The 23,436-nt window shown below is 55.9% G+C and carries 27 protein-coding genes; 10 read left to right on the top strand and 17 right to left on the bottom strand.

From position 1 onward, the window contains the following. Positions 1 to 30 precede the first annotated feature (30 nt). From PGR79_RS06820 to PGR79_RS06785, 8 genes are all read right to left on the bottom strand, one after another. On the bottom strand, positions 31 to 1,278 hold the full coding sequence (locus PGR79_RS06820; protein WP_430921316.1) for a sugar ABC transporter permease: 1,248 nt from the start codon (positions 1,276 to 1,278) through the stop codon (positions 31 to 33). Between the two features lie 4 nt (positions 1,279 to 1,282). Then, entirely contained in the window at positions 1,283 to 2,092 is an 810-nt protein-coding gene (locus PGR79_RS06815; protein ID WP_004181271.1) for an ATP-binding cassette domain-containing protein, read from the bottom strand. Between the two features lie 59 nt (positions 2,093 to 2,151). Beyond that, complete coding sequence (locus PGR79_RS06810; RefSeq protein ID WP_113373042.1) at positions 2,152 to 3,198, bottom strand: ABC transporter substrate-binding protein; 1,047 nt, start codon at positions 3,196 to 3,198, stop codon at positions 2,152 to 2,154. 291 nt (positions 3,199 to 3,489) lie between these two features. Next, positions 3,490 to 4,629 (bottom strand): radical SAM family heme chaperone HemW, encoded by a 1,140-nt coding sequence (hemW, locus tag PGR79_RS06805; RefSeq protein WP_213316603.1) that lies wholly within the window; start codon positions 4,627 to 4,629, stop codon positions 3,490 to 3,492. Then, on the bottom strand, positions 4,622 to 5,215 hold the full coding sequence (locus PGR79_RS06800; protein ID WP_047044090.1) for an XTP/dITP diphosphatase: 594 nt from the start codon (positions 5,213 to 5,215) through the stop codon (positions 4,622 to 4,624). Before PGR79_RS06800 ends, hemW begins: the two co-directional genes overlap by 8 nt. Positions 5,216 to 5,227: 12 nt before the next feature. Continuing rightward, positions 5,228 to 5,518 carry a DUF167 family protein YggU gene (gene yggU, locus PGR79_RS06795; protein WP_087859781.1) on the bottom strand — a complete coding sequence of 97 codons (291 nt, stop codon included), beginning with the start codon at positions 5,516 to 5,518 and terminating at the stop codon, positions 5,228 to 5,230. Beyond that, positions 5,515 to 6,081 carry a YggT family protein gene (locus tag PGR79_RS06790; protein WP_015369729.1) on the bottom strand — a complete coding sequence of 189 codons (567 nt, stop codon included), beginning with the start codon at positions 6,079 to 6,081 and terminating at the stop codon, positions 5,515 to 5,517. The genes yggU and PGR79_RS06790 overlap by 4 nt, the downstream gene beginning before the upstream one ends. Before the next feature lie 17 nt (positions 6,082 to 6,098). Continuing rightward, positions 6,099 to 6,803 (bottom strand): YggS family pyridoxal phosphate-dependent enzyme, encoded by a 705-nt coding sequence (locus PGR79_RS06785; protein ID WP_047043378.1) that lies wholly within the window; start codon positions 6,801 to 6,803, stop codon positions 6,099 to 6,101. A 16-nt stretch (positions 6,804 to 6,819) separates the two neighbouring features. Between PGR79_RS06785 and PGR79_RS06780 the strand changes: the two genes are divergently transcribed. Next, positions 6,820 to 7,809: a type IV pilus twitching motility protein PilT gene (locus PGR79_RS06780; RefSeq protein ID WP_113373041.1), complete on the top strand. Its 990-nt coding sequence runs from the start codon at positions 6,820 to 6,822 to the stop codon at positions 7,807 to 7,809. 341 nt (positions 7,810 to 8,150) lie between these two features. Continuing rightward, positions 8,151 to 8,804 carry a LuxR C-terminal-related transcriptional regulator gene (locus PGR79_RS06775; RefSeq protein WP_087859779.1) on the top strand — a complete coding sequence of 218 codons (654 nt, stop codon included), beginning with the start codon at positions 8,151 to 8,153 and terminating at the stop codon, positions 8,802 to 8,804. 248 nt (positions 8,805 to 9,052) lie between these two features. Here PGR79_RS06775 and ruvX read toward each other — a convergent pair whose 3' ends face one another. From ruvX to metK, 8 genes are all read right to left on the bottom strand, one after another. Beyond that, complete coding sequence (gene ruvX / locus PGR79_RS06770) at positions 9,053 to 9,469, bottom strand: Holliday junction resolvase RuvX (protein WP_015369733.1); 417 nt, start codon at positions 9,467 to 9,469, stop codon at positions 9,053 to 9,055. Further along, positions 9,469 to 10,032 carry a YqgE/AlgH family protein gene (locus PGR79_RS06765; protein ID WP_045392076.1) on the bottom strand — a complete coding sequence of 188 codons (564 nt, stop codon included), beginning with the start codon at positions 10,030 to 10,032 and terminating at the stop codon, positions 9,469 to 9,471. Before PGR79_RS06765 ends, ruvX begins: the two co-directional genes overlap by 1 nt. A gap of 131 nt (positions 10,033 to 10,163) precedes the next feature. Beyond that, positions 10,164 to 11,114: a glutathione synthase gene (gene gshB, locus PGR79_RS06760; RefSeq protein WP_045392071.1), complete on the bottom strand. Its 951-nt coding sequence runs from the start codon at positions 11,112 to 11,114 to the stop codon at positions 10,164 to 10,166. A 48-nt stretch (positions 11,115 to 11,162) separates the two neighbouring features. After that, positions 11,163 to 11,894 carry a 16S rRNA (uracil(1498)-N(3))-methyltransferase gene (gene rsmE, locus PGR79_RS06755; RefSeq protein ID WP_087859778.1) on the bottom strand — a complete coding sequence of 244 codons (732 nt, stop codon included), beginning with the start codon at positions 11,892 to 11,894 and terminating at the stop codon, positions 11,163 to 11,165. An 88-nt stretch (positions 11,895 to 11,982) separates the two neighbouring features. Continuing rightward, positions 11,983 to 12,690 (bottom strand): deoxyribonuclease I, encoded by a 708-nt coding sequence (endA, locus tag PGR79_RS06750; protein ID WP_015369737.1) that lies wholly within the window; start codon positions 12,688 to 12,690, stop codon positions 11,983 to 11,985. Positions 12,691 to 12,784: 94 nt separating this feature from the next. After that, positions 12,785 to 13,285 carry a SprT family zinc-dependent metalloprotease gene (locus PGR79_RS06745; RefSeq protein WP_113373040.1) on the bottom strand — a complete coding sequence of 167 codons (501 nt, stop codon included), beginning with the start codon at positions 13,283 to 13,285 and terminating at the stop codon, positions 12,785 to 12,787. A gap of 77 nt (positions 13,286 to 13,362) precedes the next feature. Beyond that, complete coding sequence (locus PGR79_RS06740) at positions 13,363 to 14,757, bottom strand: sugar porter family MFS transporter (RefSeq protein WP_045379571.1); 1,395 nt, start codon at positions 14,755 to 14,757, stop codon at positions 13,363 to 13,365. Positions 14,758 to 15,147: 390 nt separating this feature from the next. Then, positions 15,148 to 16,302 carry a methionine adenosyltransferase gene (gene metK, locus PGR79_RS06735; protein ID WP_004149807.1) on the bottom strand — a complete coding sequence of 385 codons (1,155 nt, stop codon included), beginning with the start codon at positions 16,300 to 16,302 and terminating at the stop codon, positions 15,148 to 15,150. Positions 16,303 to 16,438: 136 nt separating this feature from the next. Here metK and PGR79_RS06730 point away from each other — a divergent pair, with 136 nt between their 5' ends. From PGR79_RS06730 to speB, 6 genes are all read left to right on the top strand, one after another. After that, positions 16,439 to 16,714 carry a hypothetical protein gene (locus PGR79_RS06730; RefSeq protein WP_162750121.1) on the top strand — a complete coding sequence of 92 codons (276 nt, stop codon included), beginning with the start codon at positions 16,439 to 16,441 and terminating at the stop codon, positions 16,712 to 16,714. A gap of 166 nt (positions 16,715 to 16,880) precedes the next feature. Continuing rightward, positions 16,881 to 17,030, top strand: coding sequence for a hypothetical protein (locus PGR79_RS06725; protein ID WP_419718970.1), 150 nt, complete (start codon positions 16,881 to 16,883; stop codon positions 17,028 to 17,030). 84 nt (positions 17,031 to 17,114) lie between these two features. Next, the gene (yqgB, locus tag PGR79_RS06720; protein WP_015369741.1) at positions 17,115 to 17,231 is read left to right on the top strand and encodes an acid stress response protein YqgB; all 117 of its coding nucleotides are present in this window, start codon (positions 17,115 to 17,117) and stop codon (positions 17,229 to 17,231) included. A gap of 8 nt (positions 17,232 to 17,239) precedes the next feature. Then, positions 17,240 to 19,216, top strand: a complete 1,977-nt coding sequence (gene speA / locus PGR79_RS06715) for a biosynthetic arginine decarboxylase (RefSeq protein ID WP_020077953.1) — start codon at positions 17,240 to 17,242, stop codon at positions 19,214 to 19,216. Between the two features lie 152 nt (positions 19,217 to 19,368). After that, positions 19,369 to 20,097 carry a hypothetical protein gene (locus PGR79_RS06710; RefSeq protein ID WP_113373039.1) on the top strand — a complete coding sequence of 243 codons (729 nt, stop codon included), beginning with the start codon at positions 19,369 to 19,371 and terminating at the stop codon, positions 20,095 to 20,097. Positions 20,098 to 20,250: 153 nt separating this feature from the next. After that, complete coding sequence (speB, locus tag PGR79_RS06705) at positions 20,251 to 21,168, top strand: agmatinase (protein WP_047080345.1); 918 nt, start codon at positions 20,251 to 20,253, stop codon at positions 21,166 to 21,168. Here the strand turns inward: speB and PGR79_RS06700 are convergent. Further along, positions 21,165 to 22,376, bottom strand: coding sequence for an MFS transporter (locus PGR79_RS06700; RefSeq protein WP_087859775.1), 1,212 nt, complete (start codon positions 22,374 to 22,376; stop codon positions 21,165 to 21,167). The two genes, speB and PGR79_RS06700, sit on opposite strands and share 4 nt — an antisense overlap. Positions 22,377 to 22,804: 428 nt before the next feature. Here PGR79_RS06700 and PGR79_RS06695 point away from each other — a divergent pair, with 428 nt between their 5' ends. Beyond that, a complete protein-coding gene (locus tag PGR79_RS06695) occupies positions 22,805 to 23,128 on the top strand; it encodes a Rieske (2Fe-2S) protein (RefSeq protein WP_004151769.1) in 324 nt (107 codons plus the stop codon). Continuing rightward, positions 23,125 to 23,433 (top strand): recombinase-like helix-turn-helix domain-containing protein, encoded by a 309-nt coding sequence (locus tag PGR79_RS06690; protein ID WP_045379565.1) that lies wholly within the window; start codon positions 23,125 to 23,127, stop codon positions 23,431 to 23,433. Before PGR79_RS06695 ends, PGR79_RS06690 begins: the two co-directional genes overlap by 4 nt. The last annotated feature ends 3 nt before the right edge of the window (positions 23,434 to 23,436 follow it).

The following is a 23,436-nucleotide window of genomic DNA, read 5'->3' as shown; positions in this document are numbered from 1 at the left end:
CGCTTTCCTTTGGGCCGCGCTCTTCTCCACTCAGGCCCGGCCGTGCGACACGCGTGAACGGCGAGCCAGAGAATCAATGATGACCGCAATCGCCAATACCGCGCCGGTAATGATATAGCGCAGCGATGACGGCAGGTTCAACAGCGTCAGCCCATTTGAAATCGACTGAATCACGATGATCCCCAATAGCGCGGACCAGGCACTGCCGCGTCCGCCGAACAGGCTGGTGCCGCCGATCACCGCCGCGGCGATGGCGTTGAGGTTGACGTCGCCGGTGCCGGCCTGCTGGCTGGCGGAAGCCAGTCGCGACGCCGCGAGAATGCCGCCGAAGGTCGCAAGCGTGGTACACAGTACAAAAGCGCTCACATAAATCGCCCGCACGTTAATCCCCGAACGGCGCGCCGCTTCACGGTTGCCGCCGACCGCGAACATCGAGCGACCCCATTTTGTCCGTTTCAGCGCGTAGTTGAGGATCATCACGCAGGCGACAAAGAGACCGAAAATCCACGGAATACCGCGCCCCTGATTGAGGTAAAGCACCGCGGCCTCGAAGATAATCGTCAGCGCGATCGCGCGCGCCAGTAGCGAGCTGACTCCCTCGGCGGAAAGATTGGCCGCCAGGCGCCGCGAGCGTTTTTTCAGACCAAAGACAATAATCGCCAGCCCTGGCAGCAATGCCATCAGGTGTGAGAACCAGCCGGGCATCACCAGCAGTTGGCCAAAGCGTACCAGCGGCGATGTGTAGGGCAGGTTAATGCTGCCGCTCGGCCCGAGGATATACAGCTGCATGCCCAGCAGCGCCAGCAGGCCGGCGAGAGTGGCGACGAAACTCGGCATTCCGACGCGGTTATACAGCAGCGCGTAGACCAGCCCGACGGCCACGCCGCAGGCCAGCGCCACGGCGATGGCTCCCACCAGCGGCCATCCTGCGTTTACCCACAGCACGCCGACGATAGCCGATGCCAGGCCGCTCATCGAGCCAACCGACAGGTCTATCTCGCCAAGCATCAGCACGCAGACGATGCCGAGCGAGATAAACCCGACCGTCGCGCAGTCAAACAGCAGGTTCACCAGGTTATTCGGGGCGATATAGACCGGGTTGAGAAAGGTGAAAACCAGGGAAATCACAATCAGCCCGGCTATCACCGGCGCGGTGCCGAGGTCGCCGGTTTTGATGCGGGTTATCTGCGCGCGCAGGGCGCCAAACAGCCCCTCGTCGTGACGAACGCGCTCATCGCTGCGGTCCAGCGCGGTGTGGGATGCGGTCTTACTGTTCATAAAATTACATCGCTCCGGAAGTCGTGGGCTGTGATTTACGTTCAACCCGGCGTGAGACGGCGTTTTCCGTCGCGCCGGTGATCGCGGCGACCAGATCCTGATTAGAAGCATCGGGCGTGAAGATCCCTTTGTTGCGCCCGAGACGCAGCACCACGATACGGTCGGCGACGGCGCGAACGTCTTCCATGTTGTGACTGATGATGATGACGCCAAGCCCGCGCTCGCGAACGCGCTCAATCAGGTTGAGCACTTCCGCGGTCTGCGCGACCCCCAGCGCCGCGGTGGGCTCATCGAGCATAATGATTTTAGGGTTCAGCAGCAGCGAACGGGCGATAGCGACGGTCTGCCGCTGGCCGCCGGAAAGCGATGCCACCGGTTCGCGTACCGACGGAATACGTGCCGCCAGCTCCTGCAGCAGCGTCCAGGCTTTCACTTCCATCGCCACTTCATCGAGCTGGAACGGCGAAATTTCATGACCCAGAAACAGGTTTGCCACCACATCAAGGTTTTCACACAGCGCCAGATCCTGAAACACCGTGGCAATACCGTATTCCAGCGCCTTGCCGGGGCTATCGAGGGTGACGGGGTTGCCGTCAAACTCAATGGTGCCGGAGGTCGGCTGGTGGACGCCGGCGAGGATCTTCACCAGCGTGGATTTGCCCGCGCCGTTGTCTCCGACTAGCGCGACCACCTCGCCGGCGTGGACTTCTAATTCGATATCCGTCAGCGCGGACACCGCGCCAAAATGCTTAGAGACGTTGCGCAGTTGCAGTATTGGCCGCCCGGCGGCGGAGTTGTGTTGTTGTTGCGGCATACAAAACGACCTCAATAATGGCGAAATCACGCCCGCCGCGGCGGGCGCAGGGGCACAGCTTACTTGCTGATGCCTAACTTCTGGCAGGCGGCGGCGTACTCGCCGCTACACACCTGATCCCAGGTCTGGATTTTTTTATCGAAGATTTCCGCTTTGATGTTTTTGGCCGTCACCACTTCCGGGGTAAATAGCTGGGAAGGGGTGTTGTACAGGGTAGTGCTGGCCTGCGGTTTTTTGCCCTGAATAAAATCAACCGCCACTTTGGCCGCCGCCGCGGCGACGATCTCCGATGGTTTGGAGATGGTGTTGTACTGGTCGCCGGCGATGATCAGCTGCAGCGCGGCGATAGTGGCGTCATTGCCGGTGACCGGCGGCAGCGGCTGGACCCCGGCAGCCTTAAAGGCGGCAATCGCGCCGCCGCCGGTACCGTCGTTCGCCGCGACCACGCCCTTAATTTTGTCGCCAAAGCGGGTAACCTGCCCGGCGGTCCACTCCTGGGCTTTCGGCGGCGCCCACTCCGGGGTGTCAAATTCGGCCAGCGTTTTGTAACCGGACTCTTTCAATCCGCGATGGATACCGTCGCGGATCAGCCCTGCGGCGGCATCGGTTGGCGAACCGTTAATTTGCAGCACACCGGCATCCTGCGGCACGCCGCTCGCTTTCAAATGGTCGGTGAGAGATTTCGCGATGGCGTAGCCAATGCCCTCGTTATCAAACGAAACATAAAAATCGGCCGGTTTGTTTGGCACCGGGCGGTCATAGGCGATGACCTTAACCCCTTGAGCCTGGGCGTTTTCGACCAGCGCGGCGGCGGCGGAAGAGTCAACCGGATCCAGGACGATCACTTTCGCCCCTTGGGCGATAACCGAGTTGAACTGCTGCTGCTGAAGCGACGCGTTGGCGTTGGCATTCTGATAAATGACCTTACAATCCGCGCAAAGCTTGCTCATTTCCGCCTTAAAACCGGGGAAGTCGTGCTGCTCATAGCGGGTAGAGGCCTGATCGGGCATTAAAAAGGCCACGGTGGCGGACTCTGCAGACCAGGCTGAAGCCGTGATGGTGCCGGATAGTGCGGCGAGTGTGATAAGAATATTACGGTAATTCATTGTGTTACCCTCTTTTTTATAGGCTTAAGCCCGCCGGGTTGCGCCGACGTTACAGAGACTTTTTTAATCAGAGTTACCAATAATTCACATGCAGGATACTTCGGTTTTACATTTGCTCAACCGATGAAGCAGGATTACCACTGTGCAAAAAATGAGTCAAGAAAAGGAAAAAAGTCGATCTGATTTTGTGATTCGCTGCAAATAAGCGAACAAAAAAACGCCAGTCAATTTGACCGTAGCGGGAGATGATATAGGGGGAAGATACGGGCGACGATGCGCCGCCCGTAGGGATTACTCTTCGCTGAGGAACAGTTCCAGCAGCGAATTTAAAAACAGCTTACCGTGCTCGGTAATTTGCCAGTTTTGCGCATCTTCCAGCAGATAGCCTTCGGCGATGGCGGCATCGATTTGCGGACGGATAACCTGCTCATCAAGGCCGGTATACAAGCTGAACTCCGCGCGCGGCGCGGCCTCCAGCAGGCGGAAGCGGTTCATAAAGAACTCGAACGGTTTATCCGCCGCCTCCACGTCGTGCTGGCGCTCCAGGTAACGGCCTTCCATGTAGCCGCGCGGGTGACGGGTTTTTGCTGTACGCAGAATGCGGCCATCAGGGAAGGTCACTTTGCCGTGTGCGCCGCAGCCGATACCGAGGTAGTCGCCAAAGCGCCAGTAGTTGAGATTGTGCTGGCACTGATAGCCTGGTTTGGCGTAAGCGGATGTCTCGTACTGCTGATAACCTGCGGCGCTCAGCAATTGATGTCCCTGCTCGAAAATATCCCACAGCGCATCGTCATCCGGTAACACCGGCGGACGCGAACCAAACAGCGTATTCGGTTCAATGGTCAATTGATACCACGACAGATGCGGCGGATTCAGCGCGATCGCCTGGCGCAAATCATCCAGCGCCTCATCCAGCGACTGGTCCGGTAGGCCATGCATTAAATCGAGGTTAAAGCTACGCAGCCCCAGGCCGCTCGCCAGCCGCGCCGCGCGCTTTGCCTCTTCAGGACCGTGAATACGCCCCAGACGCTGCAATTTGGGCTCGCTAAAGCTCTGCACGCCGATGGAGATACGGTTGACCCCGGCACGCTGATACTCAACGAAGCGATCGGCCTCCACGGTCCCCGGATTGGCTTCCATGGTGATCTCCGCATCCGCCGCCAGCGGCAGGCAGGCGCGCACGCCATCAAGCAGGGTTTGCATCGCCGGGCCGGAAAGCAGGCTTGGCGTACCGCCGCCGATAAAAATAGTCTTAATTTCACGTCCCTGTGCGTATGGCGCATCGTGGCGCAGATCGGCAAGCAGGTGCTGGACGTAGTCGTCGTGCGGCACTTCGCCCTTCAACGCATGCGAATTGAAATCGCAGTACGGGCATTTCTGCACGCACCACGGGATATGAATATAAAGACTCAGAGGCGGCAAATTAGCCATTACGTAATGCTTCCAGTAACAGTTTCAGCGCCTGCCCGCGGTGGGAAATGGCGCTTTTCTCTTCACGGCTCAGCTCCGCCGCGGTTTTACCCTCGGACGGAACAAAGAAAATCGGGTCATAGCCAAAGCCGCCGTTACCCGCCGCCTGACGAGTAATCACGCCCGGCCAGCTGCCATGGCATACCAGCGGCGTCGGGTCTTCGGCATGACGCAGATACACCAGCACGCAGTGGAACTGGGCCTGACGTTGCTCATCGGGCACATCCTGCAGAGCATCCAGCAGCTTTTCCAGATTCTGCTGGTCGCTGGCGTTTTCACCCGAGTAGCGAGCGGAGTAAATTCCCGGCGCGCCGCCCAGCGCATCCACCGCCAGGCCCGAATCGTCGGCGATGGCCGGCAGGCCGGTGACCTGCGCGGCGTGACGCGCTTTGAGGATCGCGTTTTCGATAAAGGTCAGGCCGGTTTCTTCGGCGGAATCGACCCCAAGCTCAGTCTGGGCGACGACGTCGAGGCCAAAATCTTCCAGCAGCGAGGCCAGCTCGCGAACTTTACCGGCGTTGCCGGTAGCGAGTACAACTTTTTGCATATTCAATCCTGTTTAGTCAGCCAGCGCCGCGACGGCGGGCGGGATCTGCTGCGGGTGAATGATTTTTATCTGTTTATGACGGCCCAGTTCGCCTTTTTCGATAAGCACCTGGCTTTTCGCGACGCGGAACTGTTTAGCGAGATATTTTACCAGATGGGCATTTGCCTGGCCGTCGACGGGTGGGGCGGTGATGGCGACTTTGAGCTCGTCGCCATGCAGACCAACAAGGCTGTCGCGGCTGGCCTTTGGCTGAATATACAGCCTGAGCACCAGCCCGTCAGCACAGACTTCAACGGCACTCATAGCGCCATCCACAGCCCCGGAAGCAGGACATTGCCGGTAGCTTGCAACAGCTCCGCGATACCCATGTTAATCACGTACAGCAGCAGCACCAGCACCATCGGCGAAAAGTCGATGCCGCCCATGGATGGCAGCAGGTTGCGGATTGGACGCAGCAGCGGGTCGGCCAACTGCATCAGCACGTATTCTACCGGGCTGCGGCCCTGGCTTACCCAGCTCATAATAGCCATCAGCAGCAGCACCCAGAAAATCAGCGAACCGATGGTTTTCAGTAGGATCAGCACCGCGGCAATCCAGATAATCGGCTGGAAGGTGACCACCATAAACAGTACGATCGCCTTGATAACGCAGAGCACGAAAGCGACCAGCAGCGAGGCGCTATCCAGCGGCCCCATTGCCGGGATAATCCGGCGCAGCGGCCCGACGATAGGCTGGGTCGCTTTCACCACGAACTGCGAAAACGGATTGTAAAAGTCGCAGCGCGCCCACTGCATCCAGACGCGTAACAACATGACCATTGTGTAGAGCTCAATGACCGTTGAGAGCAGGAAGGTCAACGTCTTCATGGCGTTCCTCAGATTCCTTATTTTTTGCTGTAGTCGCGCGCGCCGAAGATTGCGGTCCCGATGCGCACCATAGTGCTTCCCGCCGCGATAGCGGCTTCCATGTCATCCGACATGCCCAGAGAGAGCGTATCAACCGAAGGGTAGAGCGTTTTCAGTTGCGCGAATGCTACCGCCATTTGTTGGGCGACGGCAAACTGCCTTTCATACTCTGACTCTGGCGCCGGAATGGCCATTAACCCGCGAAGCTGGAGGTTCGGTAAGGCGGCGACACCGGCGGCTAAAGCGTCAAGCTCCGCCAGCGGGATCCCGGATTTACTCTGTTCATCGCTGATGTTGATTTGAATCAGCACGTTCAGCGGTGGTAAATCCGCCGGACGTTGCTCGCTCAGGCGGGTGGCGATTTTCAACCGGTCGACGGTGTGGCACCAGTCAAAATGTTCGGCCACCAGCCGGCTTTTGTTGGACTGCAGCGGGCCGATGAAGTGCCACTGCAGACCGCTAGCGCCCGCCTGCTGGAAATAGCGGATTTTATCCACCCCTTCCTGGACGTAGTTTTCGCCGAATGCCCGCTGTCCTGCGGCCATTGCTTCTTCGATAGCGCTCGCAGGTTTGGTTTTACTCACTGCAAGCAACGTAACTTCTTCTGGAGCGCGGCCGCAGCGGGCGGCAGCGCCTGAGATTTTATCCCGGACCTGTGCCAGGTTATGCGCAATATCGTTCATATTCCGAGGATCAGTTATGGAGCTGGAAGAAATCGTGGCCCTTAGTGTAAAGCATAACGTCTCCGATCTACACCTGTGCAGCGCGTATCCGCCGCGCTGGCGTCGTATGGGAAAGCTTGAGCCTGCGCCGTTTACTGCGCCGGATGTTGAGAAAATCCTCACTCGCTGGCTTAACGACCCACAGCTGGCGCAGTGGCGTGCCGATGGTCAGGTTGACTTCGCTTTGGCTCTCCCGAACGGGCCTCGGCTGCGCGCCAGCGCTTTTGCCCACACGCGTGGCCTGTCGCTGGCTTTGCGTCTGTTGCCGCAGCAATGTCCACAGTTGGTTGATTTGGGCGCGCCCGCCGCGCTTAGCGAATTGCTAAATGAAGAGAGTGGTTTGATCCTGGTTACCGGCGCTACCGGTAGCGGCAAGTCGACCACCCTGGCGGCGATGGTGGACTACCTCAATCAACATCGCCATGGTCATATTTTAACCCTTGAGGATCCCGTGGAGTTTATTCACGCCAGCAGGAACTGCCTGATCCAGCAGCGCGAAATCGGCCGCCATTGCTCCTCCTTCGCGGCGGCGCTACGCGTAGCGCTGCGTCAGGACCCGGACGTCATCTTATTAGGCGAGTTGCGCGATAGCGAAACTATCCGCCTGGCGCTGACCGCAGCCGAAACCGGGCACCTGGTGCTGGCGACGCTGCATACCCGCAGCGCGGCGCAGGCCATCGAGCGGCTGGTGGATGTGTTTCCGGCGGAAGAAAAAGAGCCGGTTCGCAGCCAGCTGGCAGGGAGCTTATGCGCCGTGGCGGCGCAAAAATTGTTGCCAAATGCTTCCGGCAGTCGGGTTGCGCTATACGAACTTTTAGTGAACACGCCAGCGGTGGCAAATTTGATCCGCGAAGGGAAAACGCATCAGCTACCCGGCGTGATGCAAACCGGTCAGCAGGCAGGAATGCAAACCTTTGCGCAGAGTTTTCAACAACGTGCAGCGGCAGGTGAGTTATTGCCCTCGTAGAGATGAAACCAAGTTGGTATTCATTAAATTGTTAATTCAGTGTTCAATTAATGTTTTGATAAATGTTTTTATAATACAAATAAGTGGTACGACCTAAGCCTAAATAATGAATGTTATGACAGCGGGCTTACATTTACCTCGCTTCACCAGGAAAAAAGTAGGATTACCTTTTGACACTTTTGCGGGGTTCGATTTATGCTGTTTACGGGAATAGGAAGATTCTCATGAAATGATGTTTCAATAACCAAACTGTATTTGAAAATATAAATACATTATTGAACGTTTAATTTTCAGTTAATTTAACCGCTAAGATGGCGGGGTACTGCTAAGGAGAGTTTCAAGTGATTAATTTATCGGAGAATTTACTGCATTCGCGTCAGGTGACTTTCATTACTCATCCATCCATTCAGAGTAATGCATTTGCGGCGTGGTTGACTGAGAAGCTATCCGTAAACGTAACTCTGCATAATATCAACAAACCGCTAACTCAACGCCTGGCAAAAGATTCCGTAATATTGTTTGATATTGCTGTTTCCAATAAGAAATTGAATAGCGTGTGGCGAGATATTATTCGCGTACAGGCAGATAATCCGCGTTTGTTGATTATCAATAGCGCGCAAAAGTATGAGTTGTACGAAATGGCGCAATGGCCTGCGTTATATGGCGTATTCCGTCATGACGACGACCAATCGCGCTTAATTGAGGGCGTCAAAGCCGTATTGAATGGCGAACAGACGGCTGAATTGAGCGTGATGCACCCGGCGCTGTATTCTGCAGATCAGGTCACGGCGCCGACGGAGAACTCACCGTTGACCGAGCGTGAATGTGAGATCCTCAACGAGCTGCGCTGCGGCGCAACAAATATGGATATCGCACGAGCGTTATTCATCAGCGAAAACACCGTACGTACCCATCTGTACAATGTGTTCCGCAAGCTGAGCGTGAAGAACCGAACCCAGGCGGTAAGCTGGGCGAATGAACATCTGCGTCACTGATTGCCCGGCGGCGCTACGCTTGCGCGGACCTACGGGTGATGCCAGCGAGGGGTTTTGTAGGCCGGGTAAGGCGAAGCCGCCACCCGGCGCAAAAGCGGCTCCGCGTCCGCTGCCATGATTGCCCGGCGGCGCTACGCTTGCGCGGGCCTACGGGTGATGCCAGCGAGGGGTTTATAGGCCGGGTAAGGCGAAGCCGCCACCCGGCGCAAAAGCGAATCTATGCTTCGCTTTCATCCCAGAGCTACCGATCAGTATCCCTGTTCGAAATAGCTTTCGAGGATAACCACGGCAGAGGCGGAATCAACGCTGCCTTTATTGAGCGCACGAAAACCACCGTGTTCAAACAGGCCGGCGCGAGCTTCGACGGTGCTTAAACGCTCGTCGTGGAGGGTGATTTTCACGCCGAAGCGGCCATGAATTTTATTGGCGAAATTACGTGCGCGCGCGGTTAGCGGCTGTTCGGTGCCGTCCATGTTCAGCGGCAGACCGACAATCACCGCTTCCGGCTGCCACTCTTTCAACAGCTTTTCGATGATGTTCCAGTCCGGCTTGCCGTCCTGCGCCTTCAGCGCCGGGAGCGGACGCGCCGTGCCGGTAATGCGCTGCCCAACGGCGACGCCAATGCTTTTGGTGCCAAAATCAAAACTCAAAAAGGTACCGCTCATTATGCATGCCCCGCATCGGCAGGCATCGTCACGATATCGATACCGATAAGTTTGGCCGCCTCGCGCCAGCGATCGGCAATCGGCGTTTTAAACAAAATATTCTGATCGGCCGGTGCGGTAAGCCAGGCGTTATCGAGAATTTCCTGCTCCAGTTGCCCTTTTTCCCACGACGCGTAGCCCAACGCCACCAGCACGTTGCTCGGTTGTTTATCGGTACCGAGGGTTTCCAGCACGTCGCGTGAGGTGGTGATCACCGTGTTGTCGGAGATACGGATGCTGGAGGAAAAATCAGACGGCGGCGTGTGCAGGATAAAACCGCGATCCTCCGCCAGCGGGCCGCCGACCATCACCGGTTTATCCAGGCGAATTTCCGGGTTGCGCGCCACCGGCGCGATTTTCAGTTTTTCCAGGATCCCTTCCACCTGCAAATTTTCCAGCGGCTTATTGATGATAATGCCCATGGCGCCATCGTCGTTGTACTCGCAAATATAGACGACGGAGCGACGGAAAAGAGGGTCCTGTAGCGCAGGCATGGCAATCAGAAAGTGATGCTGTAAATTCATTGTCAGAGGTTCTGTTCCTGGTTTAAAAAAACAACACCCAGTATGCGGGTAAAGTAGAAACGTGTCGATGCACTTTGTTTTACAGGCGCCAGAGAGGCGCCTGACGGGCGGGCGTTTGCCCTTCCCAGTGCTTATTTGTTGATACGTTTTTCGATAGCGTCCATCAGCATGCCGGTAATCGACACGTCCGGGAAAGCGGCTTCGATTTCGCGCACGCAGGTCGGGCTGGTGACGTTAATTTCGGTCAGGCGATCGCCGATGATATCCAGGCCGACGAAAATAAGGCCTTTGGCTTTTAGCGTCGGGCCGACGCGGCGGGCGATTTCCCAGTCGCTTTCGGTCAGCGGACGCGCTTCGCCACGGCCGCCGGCGGCCAGGTTGCCGCGCGTTTCACCGCCCTGCGGGATGCGTGCGAGGCAGTATGGCACCGGCTCGCCGTCTACCACCAGCACACGTTTGTCGCCGTCTTTGATGGCCGGCAGATAATTCTGCGCCATGCAGTAGCGGCTACCCAGTTCGGTCAGGGTTTCGGAAATGACGCCGAGGTTCGGATCGCCTGCTTTCACGCGGAATATTGAAGCGCCGCCCATGCCGTCCAGCGGTTTGAGAATGATATCGCCGTGTTTTTCCCAGAACGCTTTCAACTGGGCTTTATTACGGGTGACCAGCGTTTCCGGAGTTAGCTCGGAGAACCAAGCGGTGAACAGCTTTTCGTTACAGTCGCGCAGGCTCTGCGGCTTGTTGACGATAAGCGTGCCTTTCTCTTCCGCGCGTTCGAGAATGTAGGTGGCGTAGATAAACTCGGTATCGAACGGCGGGTCTTTACGCATCAGGATGACGTCGAGATCCGCCAGCGGCAGATCCTGTTCGCCGGTGAACGCGTACCATTTGTCGTAATTCTGCTCGACGCTCAGCGTGCGCGTACGGGCGCGGGATTCGCCGTTGATGAGGTACAGGTCGTTCATCTCCATATAATGGAGTTCATAGCCGCGACGCTGCGCTTCCAGCAACATCGCGAAGCTGGTGTCTTTTTTAATGTTGATGGATGCGATAGGGTCCATCACGATGCCGAGCTTGATCATTGTTCTCTCCATTAGCGCTGTCGTGTTTGCGGATTGTTGCGCCAGATTTTAGCCCAGATCGCCAAAACGCACCTGCAGCGCGGTGATGGCGGTGAGCGCGGTAGTCTCAGTACGCAGAACGCGCGGTCCCAACAGGATATCAGTAAACTGGTAGCGAGCGGTCATCGCTATCTCTTCCGCCGACAGGCCGCCTTCCGGGCCAATCAGCAGGCGAACACGTTCAACCGGCAGCGGCAGCGTATTGATACTGGCGCTGGCGCGCGGGTGCAGGTTGAGCTTGAGGCCGTTTTCTTCCTCGGCGCACCAGGCTTCCAGCTGCATCGCCGGGCGTATTTCCGGCACGACGTTACGGCCGCTCTGTTCGCAGGCGGCAATGGCGATTTTCTGCCACTGCTGAATCTTCTTCTGCAAGCGTTCGGCATCCAGTTTAACGCCGCAGCGCTCGGAAAACAGTGGCGTTATGAGGCTTACGCCAAGTTCGATCGATTTCTGGATGGTGAATTCCATTTTTTCGCCGCGTGACATCACCTGGCCGAGATGGATGTGCAGCGGAGATTCACGATCGTCGAGCTGGCCGCGGATAACCTCAACCATGACGTTTTTCTTGCCCGCTTCGGTGATGACCGCGTCAAAAACCTGATTGCTGCCGTCAAACAGCTGTATTTCCTGGCCTTTGCTCATGCGCAGGACGCGGCCAACGTGGTTGGCTGCGTCTTCGCTGAGGGCAATGTGGCTGCCGGGGGTAATGCGTTCCGGGTGGTGGATGCGAGGAATGCGCATGCTTGATATTCCGTTCTTCGCGCAGATAGCGCCTTCCCCATAGCGGGGAAGACGGCGGCTGCAAATTAACAATTGCCGCTAGTGTAGGTTAGCTCTTTTGCGCCTGGCAAGCCTGCTGGACGTAAGGATTATGGTTGCCCTGTACTTTGGCGATTCGCTCATCGCGCTCGCACTCCCAGGAGGTCACCGGGTACTGCTTATCCCAGGCGGTAAACAGCTGGGTTTGCTGCCGGGAAAGAGTCAGCTGATAGCGGTCGCGCATATAGAAGTAGGTGCGGGCGATCGAGCCGCGGGCGCGTACCGGCGGTTCGGCGACTTTATCTTTGAAATCCACCTTCATGGCGCATTGACCATACTGTCCATCGCCGCCGTTCCACTGGCTGTACATAAAGTTGCCGCGATCGCCATTGACCTCGCCGACCGCAGGCTGCAGGTTATGCATATCGCTTTCCATCTTGCGGTATTCCGGATCTTTGGCGCAGTTTTTACGCCCACCATCCTGCCAGCACTGGCGCTGGTGGCCGAACTGCCACGCCGGGACCACGTGTTCCCATTCGACCCGGCTGGCGCGGTTCTCGTTTTTACGCACTTTGTAGCCGCAAGATTCCAGATCGATAACGCCTTTTTTACCCTGCCAGTCGATTTTACAGCCGCAATAAAAGTCGCCGGGGACGTCGGCATTCACTTTTACGCCTGCGGCTTTCGCCTGGGAAAAACTATGAATACCAGCTGCCGCAAGCGGGCCGCTGGCTGCCACGCTGAACAACGCGACGGCAAAAACATACATACGGGACATCGTAAACTCCGTGTCAAAACGAGCCCGCAACGTAGCGAATGAGGGTGTCAGATGCAATCAGTCAGATCAGAAAGTTTCTAATTAATTCCGGTGGTTACTTTTCCGCCACCAGTAGATCGCCGCAGCGAACGCAGCGGTAAGTGGCTTCACCGCGCACCACGCGGTTATGGCGACGGACGGTTAGCTGATGCTGCTGGCACTGGCAGCGATAGGGGAAGGTGTTCTGGCGTACTGAATCGAGCTCAAAGCGGTGGGTGCGGCGGGCGGGGACGCCCAGCACGGCCTCCATCATCCATTTCCACTCTTTACCGTGTGGCGCGACGCGGCCAAAGTGTTTCCACACCAGCAGATGCGCCAGTTCGTGCGGTACCACTTCATCGATAAACGCCTGCTGGTTTTCCAGCAATAGTACTGGATTAAGGCGGATCTCGTTTTTCTCCAGCCACGCGGTGCCTGCGGAGGTGCCGCGCTGCTGATAAACCAGCGTCGGTTCCGCATAGTGGCGTTCCAGCTTGAGATTGGCGGTGGCGAGATGCTCCCGCAGGCTACGCATGACGGCCTGCTGGATAGCGATGGGAATTCGGGGTGTTTTCATAGCGCCAGAGGATAGTGCGCCGCGCGGGGGAGAGCAAGAAGAAGCTTCCTCCCAAAGGGGAGGAAGCACAGAGGGGATTAATCGCGAGCGCCGATTTCGCGCAGCGGGCGTCCCTGCATCAGGTTGCGTTCAATATGTTCCAGCGAGACGTTTTTGGTTTCTGGAATCAGCCAGATAGTCAGCAGGATAAACAGCACGTTCAGACCGCCGTAGACCCAGAAGGTGTTGGCGCTGCCGAGAGAGTTCAGCATGGTCAGGAAGGTGGCGCCGACGATCATATTGGCAATCCAGTTGGTCGCGGTGGAGCAGGTGATACCGAAATCGCGGCCTTTCAGCGGCTGTATTTCAGAACACAGTACCCAAATCAGCGGGCCGGCGCTCATCGCGAAGCCGACGATAAACATCAGCAGCATCAGTACTGCAAAGTACTGCGCGGTAGCAGAGTGAATACCGATATGCATCATGCTGCCCAGTACGCCCATACCGGCGGCCATCACGATAAAGCCGAGGATCAGCGTCGGTTTACGGCCCCAGCGGTCGACCAGGCCGATAGCGATAAAGGTGGCCAGTACGTTGGTCAGGCCGACGATCACTGTGCCCCACATTTGCTCAGTGGTATTGGCATAGCCCGCCAGTTCAAAAATCTTCGGCGCATAGTACATGATGACGTTCATCCCGGTGAACTGTTGCATGATCTGCAGCAGGACGCCAAGGAACACCGCGCGGCGGAAGTTGCTGTTCTCTTTGAACAGCGCCCAGCCGGACTGTTTGACTTTCAAGCTTTCGCGGATTTCATCGAGCTCGCGTTTGGCTTCGGCGCTGGTATCGCGCAGGCGCAGCAGGACGCGTTCGGCATCGACGAAACGGCGTTTAGCGGCAAACCAGCGCGGGCTATCCGGCAGGAAGATTACGCCGATCAGCAGCAGGATTGCCGGGATGATAATCACGCCGAGCATCCAGCGCCACGCGCCGCTGTAGCTGAAGGCGGTGTCAGAGAGGTAGGCGCCGAGAATACCGATGGTAATCATCAACTGGTACATCGAAATCATACTGCCGCGGATTTTCTCCGGCGCGATTTCCGATAAGTACAGCGGCGCGGTGTAAGAGGCGACACCAACCGCCAGCCCCAGCAGGACGCGGGAGATCAGCAGGATTTCGACGTTCGGCGCGGCGGCGGAAAATAGCGAACCGGCCACGAACAGGATCGCGCCGATCATCAGGCTTTTTTTACGCCCAAGTTTGAAAGAGAGCCAGCCGCTGCCCACTGCGCCGACGGCGGCGCCGAACATCATGGAGCTGACCACCCACTCCTGGGTATGCGCGCTGATTTGGAATTCATTGGCAATGAACGGTAAGGCGCCGGCAATAACGCCGATATCAAGGCCGAACAGTAAGCCGGCCAGCGCGGCGAGGAAACAGACAAAGAACGTCATCGTCTTGTTTGAACGCCCTTGTTTTTTGTTGTCAGGCATAACGCCCTCCAGTTGAGTTATTGATTCTGTCGATGCTTAGAGTAGGGGAGTGCAGGACAAAAAAACGTGATTACAATCACGACTGTGTAATCGGTTACACTAAGGTAAAGATATGTAATCAGTAAAAACATATTCAAATCATAGATATAAAAGGCAAATATCGCCAATAAGAATGGGCTGAAACGGCGATTTTTGACATGTTATGTAACATTGTGAAAAGAGTTCGCGCCTGCGGGTAGCTAGAACGATCCCGCCCTTGCGGCAGATATGTAATCGCTTTCATCAAGTGGGGAAAGGAAATGGATCAAAGACGGTCAAACGTCGGGGGAGAGATTCAGGGCAACAAAAAGGCCAGCGCGGGGCTGGCCTTAAGCAGTCAAGCGGGGTGGCTTATTTCAGGCCAGCCGCTTCGCGCAGCAGGGCTGCTTTGTCGGTTTTTTCCCATGGGAAATGTTCGCGACCAAAGTGACCGTAAGCGGCGGTCTCTTTGTAGATCGGGTGCAGCAGATCCAGCATCTGAATCAGGCCGTATGGACGCAGGTCGAAGAACTCGCGTACCAGCAGGGTCAGCTGTTCAGAAGGCACTTTTTCGGTGCCGAAGGTTTCGACCATGATTGAAGTCGGTTCAGCGACGCCGATGGCGTAGGAAACCTGAATCTCACAACGATCGGCAAGGCCAGCGGCAACGATGTTTTTCGCCACATAGCGCGCCGCGTAGGCTGCGGAACGGTCAACTTTAGATGGATCTTTACCGGAGAACGCACCGCCGCCGTGACGAGCCATGCCGCCGTAGGTATCAACGATGATCTTACGACCGGTCAGACCGCAGTCGCCCATCGGGCCGCCGATGACGAAACGTCCGGTCGGGTTGATGAAGAACTTGGTGGAAGCGTTCAGCCATTCGGTCGGCAGAATCGGCTTGATGATCTCTTCCATCACTGCTTCCTGCAGGGATTTCTGATCGATATCTTCAGCGTGCTGAGTGGAAAGCACAACCGCATCGATGCCGACGATTTTGCCGTCGTCATACTGGAAAGTGACCTGGCTTTTCGCGTCCGGACGCAGCCACGGCAGGGTGCCGTTTTTGCGGACTTCAGCCTGGCGCTGTACCAGACGGTGCGCGTAAGTCACCGGCGCCGGCATCAGCACGTCAGTTTCGTTAGTGGCATAGCCAAACATCAGGCCCTGGTCGCCCGCGCCCTGTTCCAGCGGGTCGGCACGGTCAACGCCCTGGTTAATATCCGGGGACTGCTTACCAATGGCGCTCAGGACCGCGCAAGAGTTGGCGTCAAAGCCCATATCGGAATGCACGTAGCCAATTTCACGCACCGTGTTACGGGTGATCTCTTCGATATCAACCCATGCGCTGGTGGTGATTTCACCGCCAACCAGAACCATGCCGGTTTTGACATAGGTTTCGCAGGCTACGCGCGCTTTCGGATCCTGTTCGAGGATCGCGTCCAGCACGGCATCGGAGATTTGGTCAGCAATTTTGTCTGGATGCCCTTCTGATACAGACTCGGACGTAAAGAGGTGTTTTGCCATGTTTTATTTTACCTGTGAGTATTCGTGTAGCTCATACTGTTGTGTAGAGAGGCTTTGATAGATGACCCTACCAAGGCTTGCAGGTAGTGACACGAGCAGTCTGAGTGTTAATCAGTATAGATGGATTAACTTCTGGATGGCTATTTTAGGTCAGAACTTCATCGCATTTCCACATTTTTTTGACATCGCCCGCATTAATGGAAAAAGCGTGGTGGAAATTTTTCCTGACAACTCCGGCAAGACGCGTATTTTTATTTTGCATTTTACCCCGCTTCTCGGTATAAAACGCCGCGCGCGGCTCATTAAAAAAGCGCACGAAGCCCATCTCGTGACGCCACTTCCAGCCGGGTTAAGCACTCTGTTACACAGCGGCGGTTTCGCCGGCTGTACGATATGTATATACCCTAAATAATTTAAGTTGCAGGAAGGCGGCAAGGGCGCGAATTCCCAGGAGCATAGATAACTATGTGACTGGGATGAACGCACGCAGCCAACGCATCTGCAGCTTGAAGTATGACGGGTATAGCTTTGGCTTGTCGCTGGCCTGTTTCGGGGCAGTGTGGAGGTGATACCAGATAATGAACCAACGTTTTTCGCCTGATTCGCCGCGTCGTTCTGTCGCGCAATTCTATCCCGCAATCTGCATCTCTTTCGTGCAAACCTGCCGATGTTCTACCCATCTCGGCGCTTCTCAGGATTCCAGGGCCTCCAGGCTTTTTGAAAACTGAACAAGGGCGCTCTTGCGTGAGCAAGGGTTTTCTCGTGGTTTCTCCGGGCTGTCATACCAGCTTCGGGTACGTGTTTTACTATATATGAATAAGAAACCGGTCGCGCAGCTGCAGTGCCAGCACTATCTGCTGGGATTAAAGGCTGTTCATGGGTTGTTATCGCGTCTGTCGACTGCGATAGTAGTTAATATTACAAGTTGAGGTTCGCTATGTCTGACGACATGTCTTTGGGTTCGCTTTCGTCAGCAGGCGAACACGGTGTACTACGTTCCATGCAGGAGGTTGCGATGAGCTCCCAGGAAGCCAGCAAAATGCTACGTACCTACAATATTGCCTGGTGGGGTAATAACTATTACGACGTTAACGAACTGGGCCATATCAGCGTTTGCCCGGATCCTGACGTCCCGGAAGCGCGCGTCGACCTGGCCGAGCTGGTCAAAGCGCGCGAAGCCCAGGGACAACGCCTGCCGGCGCTGTTCTGCTTCCCGCAGATCCTGCAACATCGTCTGCGCTCGATTAACGCCGCCTTCAAGCGCGCGCGTGAATCCTACGGTTATAACGGCGACTATTTCCTTGTCTACCCGATCAAGGTCAACCAGCACCGTCGCGTGATTGAATCCTTGATCCACTCCGGCGAACCGCTGGGGCTGGAGGCTGGTTCGAAGGCTGAGCTGATGGCGGTGCTGGCGCACGCGGGGATGACCCGTAGCGTGATCGTCTGTAACGGTTATAAAGATCGTGAATACATCCGTCTGGCGCTGGTGGGCGAGAAGATGGGCCATAAGGTCTATCTGGTCATCGAGAAGATGTCGGAAATCGCCATCGTGCTGGAAGAGGCCGCCCGTCTGAACGTGGTGCCGCGCCTTGGCGTGCGTGCGCGTCTGGCCTCGCAGGGTTCCGGTAAATGGCAGTCCTCCGGCGGCGAGAAATCTAAATTCGGCCTCGCGGCGACGCAGGTGCTGCAACTGGTCGAAATTCTGCGCGAGGCAGGCCATCTTGAGAGCCTGCAACTGCTGCACTTCCACCTCGGCTCGCAGATGGCCAACATTCGCGATATCGCCACCGGCGTGCGCGAATCGGCGCGTTTCTACGTCGAGCTGCATAAGCTGGGCGTTAATATTCAGTGCTTCGATGTCGGCGGCGGTCTGGGTGTCGATTACGAAGGGACCCGCTCGCAGTCCGACTGTTCGGTGAACTACGGCCTGAATGAGTACGCCAACAATATCATCTGGGCGATCGGCGACGCCTGCGAAGAGAACGGCCTGCCGCACCCGACGGTGATTACAGAGTCCGGCCGCGCGGTGACCGCGCACCACACCGTACTGGTTTCCAACATTATCGGCGTCGAGCGCAACGAATACACCGAGGCGACCCCGCCGGCGGAAGACGCCGCGCGTCCGCTGCAGAGCATGTGGGAAACCTGGCTGGAGATGCACGAAACCGGCAACCGCCGCTCGCTACGCGAATGGCTGCACGACAGTCAGATGGATCTGCACGATATCCACATCGGCTACTCCTCAGGCACCTTCAACCTGCAGGAGCGCGCGTGGGCGGAACAGCTGTATCTGAACATGTGCCATGAGGTGCAAAAACAGCTCGATCCAAGCAACCGCGCCCATCGCCCGATTATCGATGAGCTGCAGGAACGTATGGCGGATAAAATCTACGTCAACTTCTCGCTGTTCCAGTCGATGCCGGATGCCTGGGGTATCGATCAGCTGTTCCCGGTGATGCCGCTGGAAGGGCTGAACAAGTCGCCGGAACGCCGCGCGGTGCTGCTGGATATTACCTGCGACTCCGATGGCGCCATCGATCACTATGTTGACGGCGACGGGATCGCCACCACCATGCCGATGCCGGAATACGACCCGGAGAACCCGCCAATGCTGGGCTTCTTTATGGTTGGCGCTTATCAGGAGATCCTCGGCAACATGCACAACCTGTTCGGCGACACCGAAGCGGTAGACGTCTTCGTCTTCCCGGACGGTAGCGTTGAGGTTGAGCTCTCCGATGAGGGGGATACGGTGGCGGATATGCTGCAGTATGTTCAGCTGGATCCGAATACGTTGCTGACCCAGTTCCGCGATCAGGTGAAAAATACCGGTCTCGACGCCGAGCTGCAGCAGCAGTTCCTTGAAGAGTTCGAAGCGGGGTTGTACGGATATACTTATCTTGAAGATGAGTAATTAAGACTAATCCGCTGGTGGGTCGGTTTATGTTAATAAACCGACCCTTTTTTATAAATGAAATCTGAAAAAACATAGTGGATGCTTTTTAAAGCGATAATAGCCTGTACACTGCCGCGAGGAATTAATACTTAGTGGAACAGGGACAGAATATGAAAAGTATATCGCGGTACGGTCTTATTATCGGTTTATTATTATTAGGCGGTTGTTCGAGCCAGGCTGTGTACCATGACCGTGCGGCGTCTACCACCGATGTCGCCACCCGCTGGGGCAGCGACGTTCACTCAACGGTTAAAGGCGTGTCCGCAGAACGCCAGGATTCCCATCCTGACGAAACCGTATTGATTAATTATTCCGGTCAATATCATACCGGTTTCGACCAGCTGTATAGCATTCGAATTAGCGATCTGGAATATGCGGTACGCGATGCTAATTTTAACTCTCTCCCTATTACTCGCAGCTATAATAATTCTACCGGAAAATGGCAATACGCTGTTGTGGCCCGCGTTGGCACACAATATCAATTATATGTTCGTAATTATAGCCATCGCGTGGATTACGAAATTATTGCCACCGTGGATGGTCTCGATGTCCTGAGCGGCAAGGCCGGTTCGCTCCAGAATAATGGTTATATTATCCGTGCCGGCGACTCGCTGGCGATCAAAGGATTCCGTAAAAATAACCGTACCGTAGCGGCGTTTGAGTTTTCTGATGTTGCGCAATCTTATGCCGCCCATTCCGCTCAGGGGGACACGCGCAACGCCGGTATCATCGGCTTTGCCGCCTTCGCCTTACGCGGAGAAAAGCCGGCGCCGCTTCCACCGTGTTCGGCTCAGGCCTTCCCGGCGAACGGTTTCGCCCCGGCGCCTTGTCAAAAATAAACGTCCCGCTTGCCGCCGGGCGGTTTTCAGGCGATAATTTGTCCTTATAAGCAGTAACCTAATTCAAACCCTTCCTCGTCGGGCCTAACGACGCGGAGGGGTTTTTTTATACTTATTTTTTACGTTCCACGACTGTGAAAAGAGGTCATACCCATGAGCACTTTAGGTCATCAATACGATAACTCCCTGGTATCCAACGCTTTTGGTTTCCTGCGTCTGCCGATGAACTTTATGCCGTATGAAAGCGATGCGGATTGGGTCATCACCGGCGTGCCGTTTGATATGGCGACCTCCGGGCGCGCGGGCGGCCGTCATGGCCCGGCGGCGATCCGTCAGGTGTCAACCAACCTCGCCTGGGAGCACAACCGTTTCCCATGGAACTTCGACATGCGTGAACGCCTGAACGTCGTGGACTGCGGCGATCTGGTCTACGCCTTCGGCGACGCTCGCGAAATGAGCGAGAAACTGCAGGCGCACGCGGAGAAACTGCTGGCGGCCGGTAAACGCATGCTCTCCTTCGGCGGCGACCATTTCGTCACCCTGCCGTTGCTGCGCGCCCATGCCAAGCATTTCGGTAAAATGGCGCTGGTACACTTCGATGCCCACACCGATACCTACGCCAACGGCTGTGAATTCGACCACGGCACCATGTTCTACACCGCGCCGAACGAAGGGCTTATCGATCCGAACCACTCCGTGCAGATCGGTATTCGTACCGAATTCGATAAAGATAACGGCTTTACCGTGCTTGATGCGGGCCAGGTTAACGACCGCAGCGTCGATGACATCATCGCTCAGGTGAAGCAGATCGTCGGTGATATGCCGGTGTACCTGACCTTCGATATCGACTGTCTGGATCCGGCTTTTGCGCCAGGTACCGGTACGCCGGTGATCGGTGGACTCACCTCCGACCGTGCGATCAAACTGGTGCGCGGCCTGAAAGATCTGAACATCGTCGGAATGGACGTGGTTGAAGTCGCCCCGGCTTATGACCAGTCTGAAATCACCGCCCTGGCGGCGGCGACTCTGGCGCTGGAGATGCTATACATTCAGGCAGCGAAGAAAGGCTAAGCGTTTACTGCTGCTGCGCGACGCATGCGCAGCAGCAGTACGCCGCCGGCGCACAGCGTGATCAGCTGTGATGCCACCAGAACGGAAAAACCTGAACTTACCGATCCCACCGATTTCATCACCACTCCCATCAGCAGCGGAATAAACGCCGCGCAGATATTGCCAATGCCGTTAATGATCCCATAGGCGCTGCCCACCGCTTCGCGCGGGGCGTGATGCTGCACCACCGCCGGGATCGCCGCCCCCTGTAATCCCCAGAAAACGTTCGCCGCCAGCATAAACAGCGCCAGCATCGCCGGCTGCTGGCTGAGCATCAGCGCCAGCACGGAACCGGCGGTGAGTAGGCCGCCGATAATAAACAGCAGCGGCGCCTGCTCCGGGCGCATTTTGTCGAGGAGCACGCCGCCAACAAACTTTGAGCCCAGGCTTAACAAAAAAGGTACTGCCGCCAGCAGGCCGGTGGCCTGCAGCGAGAAGTGGTGCTCGTCGCGTAGCCAGGCGGGCAGCCAGGCGCTACTTCCCCATAGATAGCTGAGCGTGGCGATTTCCACCAGCAGGATCCAGCCAAGCAGCGGCGTACGCCAGGCGAGGGCAAAAGTCTGACTGAAGCCCGGCTTCGCGCGCTGTGCGGTCACTTTTGGCGCGGGGAGAAACCGCCAGATTAATCCGCCGCCGAGCAGGAGGTTAAGCAGCGCCAGCGCGTAGAAGGAGCCGATCCAGCCAACATGCGCCATCAACCAGGTGACTAGCGGAAAGCCTACCGCCAGCCCAAGCGATACGCCGAGGGCGGTCACCGCATTCGGTTTACCTATTTCATCGGCGGCGAAGTTGTCGTTGATAAAACGTGTCTTCAGTGAGAATAGCGGTCCCTCCGCCACGCCAAGAACAATGCGCGCGATTAACATCCCGAAGAGCGAGCCCAGCAGCGGTGAAACTGCGCAAACCAGCGCCCATATAGCAATGCTGCTTAAGAGTCCCTGGCGGTAATGCCATTTACTTTCTATAACTGGAGTTAATAATAATGCCGAAAATCCATAACCCAGAAGAAAGCATGTCATTAGCATGCCTTGTAACATTCTGTTTTCATTTAATTGAAAATGGGCAGCAAATTCCGGGTTAAGGATCATCACCGAGATATTTACCCGATCGACGTAGGAAATAATTATTAACAAAAGTAATGCTATTACCCCTTGCCATCTTGCCGCCATTTGTTGTCTCCACGCTTAATTTAATGATTGCCGGTTATTATTTTTTTAACGCCAGAAATAGTTACATAAGTAAAATGATTCACCAGTGAAACTCGTTGTTTTTAAAAGATTAAATAAATGATTGTTTCATGGGTGAAACACCATGGCTTCCGCCGTTGCACATTTTTAATGATCGTCTGCAAAGGAAGTCAATAGTCGCGTGTGAAATTTAAATCGGCATTTTTATTTATAATGGATCACCACTTTAAATATCATCATTTCATCTGAATGCAGTTTTTCGTGATCAATTGCACACTTAGCTAATTTAAAAGTCATTCATTAACAAGTTTGTCACATTAACGCTTGACGAAACATTCACCGCTTTTATATTGACCGTATTAAATAAGAAACAGAGTTTCATATATGAAACAAAAGCCTGGAGGATTGCGATGAGCTGGATAGGCGTATGTGACGCGGAGCAAGTACAGGAAGATTTTCCATATAGCGGCAATATCGACGGTAAGGAAATCGGTATTTATCTGATTGATGGCGAATATTACGCGCTGGAAGACGTTTGCCCTCATGCCTATGCGCTCCTGAGCCAGGGCTTTGTCGAAGATGGCAAGGTGGAATGCCCGCTGCATGAGGCGGTATTCGACGTCAAAACCGGCCAGTGCCTGCATGGCCCCGGCGGTCGCAACCTTAATCGTTACCCGGTGCGGGTATACGACAATCAGATCCAGATTACCTTTATCGAGGAGAACGTGGCATGAGCGAATCCCTGGACTTCAACCCGGCGCTACCGGAAAGCCGCCAGTTTACGCCACCGGCGGAAGGCGGAAACGGCAATATCCATAAGCCTGGCGACTATCACAATCTGATTTGGCAAACCCGCAGCCGGGTGCCGGAAAACTGGGAACTGCAGCTTATCGCGACCCTGGAAACGCTGTTCGAGCAGGGCGCGGAAAGTCTCGGTGAACTGGTGAGCGGCCTTAATGGCGTCAGGATGCATGACCAGCAGGGCGAACCGTGGAGCGAAAGCAGCTTCCAGGCATTTTTACAGGTTAACGGCTACTGAGGA

The organism is Klebsiella sp. 141161, from assembly GCF_050600815.1.
GTDB lineage: Bacteria > Pseudomonadota > Gammaproteobacteria > Enterobacterales > Enterobacteriaceae > Klebsiella > Klebsiella aerogenes.
This window is presented reverse-complemented; position numbering and strand designations above follow the sequence as displayed.

Bases quoted from the DNA above. Each gene is read 5' to 3' on its own strand.
- PGR79_RS06820 (WP_430921316.1), bottom strand. From the start codon at position 1,278: ATGAACAGTAAGACCGCATCCCACACCGCGCTGGACCGCAGCGATGAG.
- PGR79_RS06815 (WP_004181271.1), bottom strand. From the start codon at position 2,092: ATGCCGCAACAACAACACAACTCCGCCGCCGGGCGGCCAATACTGCAA.
- PGR79_RS06810 (WP_113373042.1), bottom strand. From the start codon at position 3,198: ATGAATTACCGTAATATTCTTATCACACTCGCCGCACTATCCGGCACC.
- hemW (WP_213316603.1), bottom strand. From the start codon at position 4,629: ATGGCTAATTTGCCGCCTCTGAGTCTTTATATTCATATCCCGTGGTGC.
- PGR79_RS06800 (WP_047044090.1), bottom strand. From the start codon at position 5,215: ATGCAAAAAGTTGTACTCGCTACCGGCAACGCCGGTAAAGTTCGCGAG.
- yggU (WP_087859781.1), bottom strand. From the start codon at position 5,518: ATGAGTGCCGTTGAAGTCTGTGCTGACGGGCTGGTGCTCAGGCTGTAT.
- PGR79_RS06790 (WP_015369729.1), bottom strand. From the start codon at position 6,081: ATGAAGACGTTGACCTTCCTGCTCTCAACGGTCATTGAGCTCTACACA.
- PGR79_RS06785 (WP_047043378.1), bottom strand. From the start codon at position 6,803: ATGAACGATATTGCGCATAACCTGGCACAGGTCCGGGATAAAATCTCA.
- PGR79_RS06780 (WP_113373041.1), top strand. From the start codon at position 6,820: ATGGAGCTGGAAGAAATCGTGGCCCTTAGTGTAAAGCATAACGTCTCC.
- ruvX (WP_015369733.1), bottom strand. From the start codon at position 9,469: ATGAGCGGTACCTTTTTGAGTTTTGATTTTGGCACCAAAAGCATTGGC.
- PGR79_RS06765 (WP_045392076.1), bottom strand. From the start codon at position 10,032: ATGAATTTACAGCATCACTTTCTGATTGCCATGCCTGCGCTACAGGAC.
- gshB (WP_045392071.1), bottom strand. From the start codon at position 11,114: ATGATCAAGCTCGGCATCGTGATGGACCCTATCGCATCCATCAACATT.
- rsmE (WP_087859778.1), bottom strand. From the start codon at position 11,894: ATGCGCATTCCTCGCATCCACCACCCGGAACGCATTACCCCCGGCAGC.
- endA (WP_015369737.1), bottom strand. From the start codon at position 12,690: ATGTCCCGTATGTATGTTTTTGCCGTCGCGTTGTTCAGCGTGGCAGCC.
- PGR79_RS06745 (WP_113373040.1), bottom strand. From the start codon at position 13,285: ATGAAAACACCCCGAATTCCCATCGCTATCCAGCAGGCCGTCATGCGT.
- PGR79_RS06740 (WP_045379571.1), bottom strand. From the start codon at position 14,757: ATGCCTGACAACAAAAAACAAGGGCGTTCAAACAAGACGATGACGTTC.
- metK (WP_004149807.1), bottom strand. From the start codon at position 16,302: ATGGCAAAACACCTCTTTACGTCCGAGTCTGTATCAGAAGGGCATCCA.
- PGR79_RS06730 (WP_162750121.1), top strand. From the start codon at position 16,439: ATGGCTATTTTAGGTCAGAACTTCATCGCATTTCCACATTTTTTTGAC.
- PGR79_RS06725 (WP_419718970.1), top strand. From the start codon at position 16,881: ATGAACCAACGTTTTTCGCCTGATTCGCCGCGTCGTTCTGTCGCGCAA.
- yqgB (WP_015369741.1), top strand. From the start codon at position 17,115: ATGAATAAGAAACCGGTCGCGCAGCTGCAGTGCCAGCACTATCTGCTG.
- speA (WP_020077953.1), top strand. From the start codon at position 17,240: ATGTCTGACGACATGTCTTTGGGTTCGCTTTCGTCAGCAGGCGAACAC.
- PGR79_RS06710 (WP_113373039.1), top strand. From the start codon at position 19,369: ATGAAAAGTATATCGCGGTACGGTCTTATTATCGGTTTATTATTATTA.
- speB (WP_047080345.1), top strand. From the start codon at position 20,251: ATGAGCACTTTAGGTCATCAATACGATAACTCCCTGGTATCCAACGCT.
- PGR79_RS06700 (WP_087859775.1), bottom strand. From the start codon at position 22,376: ATGGCGGCAAGATGGCAAGGGGTAATAGCATTACTTTTGTTAATAATT.
- PGR79_RS06695 (WP_004151769.1), top strand. From the start codon at position 22,805: ATGAGCTGGATAGGCGTATGTGACGCGGAGCAAGTACAGGAAGATTTT.
- PGR79_RS06690 (WP_045379565.1), top strand. From the start codon at position 23,125: ATGAGCGAATCCCTGGACTTCAACCCGGCGCTACCGGAAAGCCGCCAG.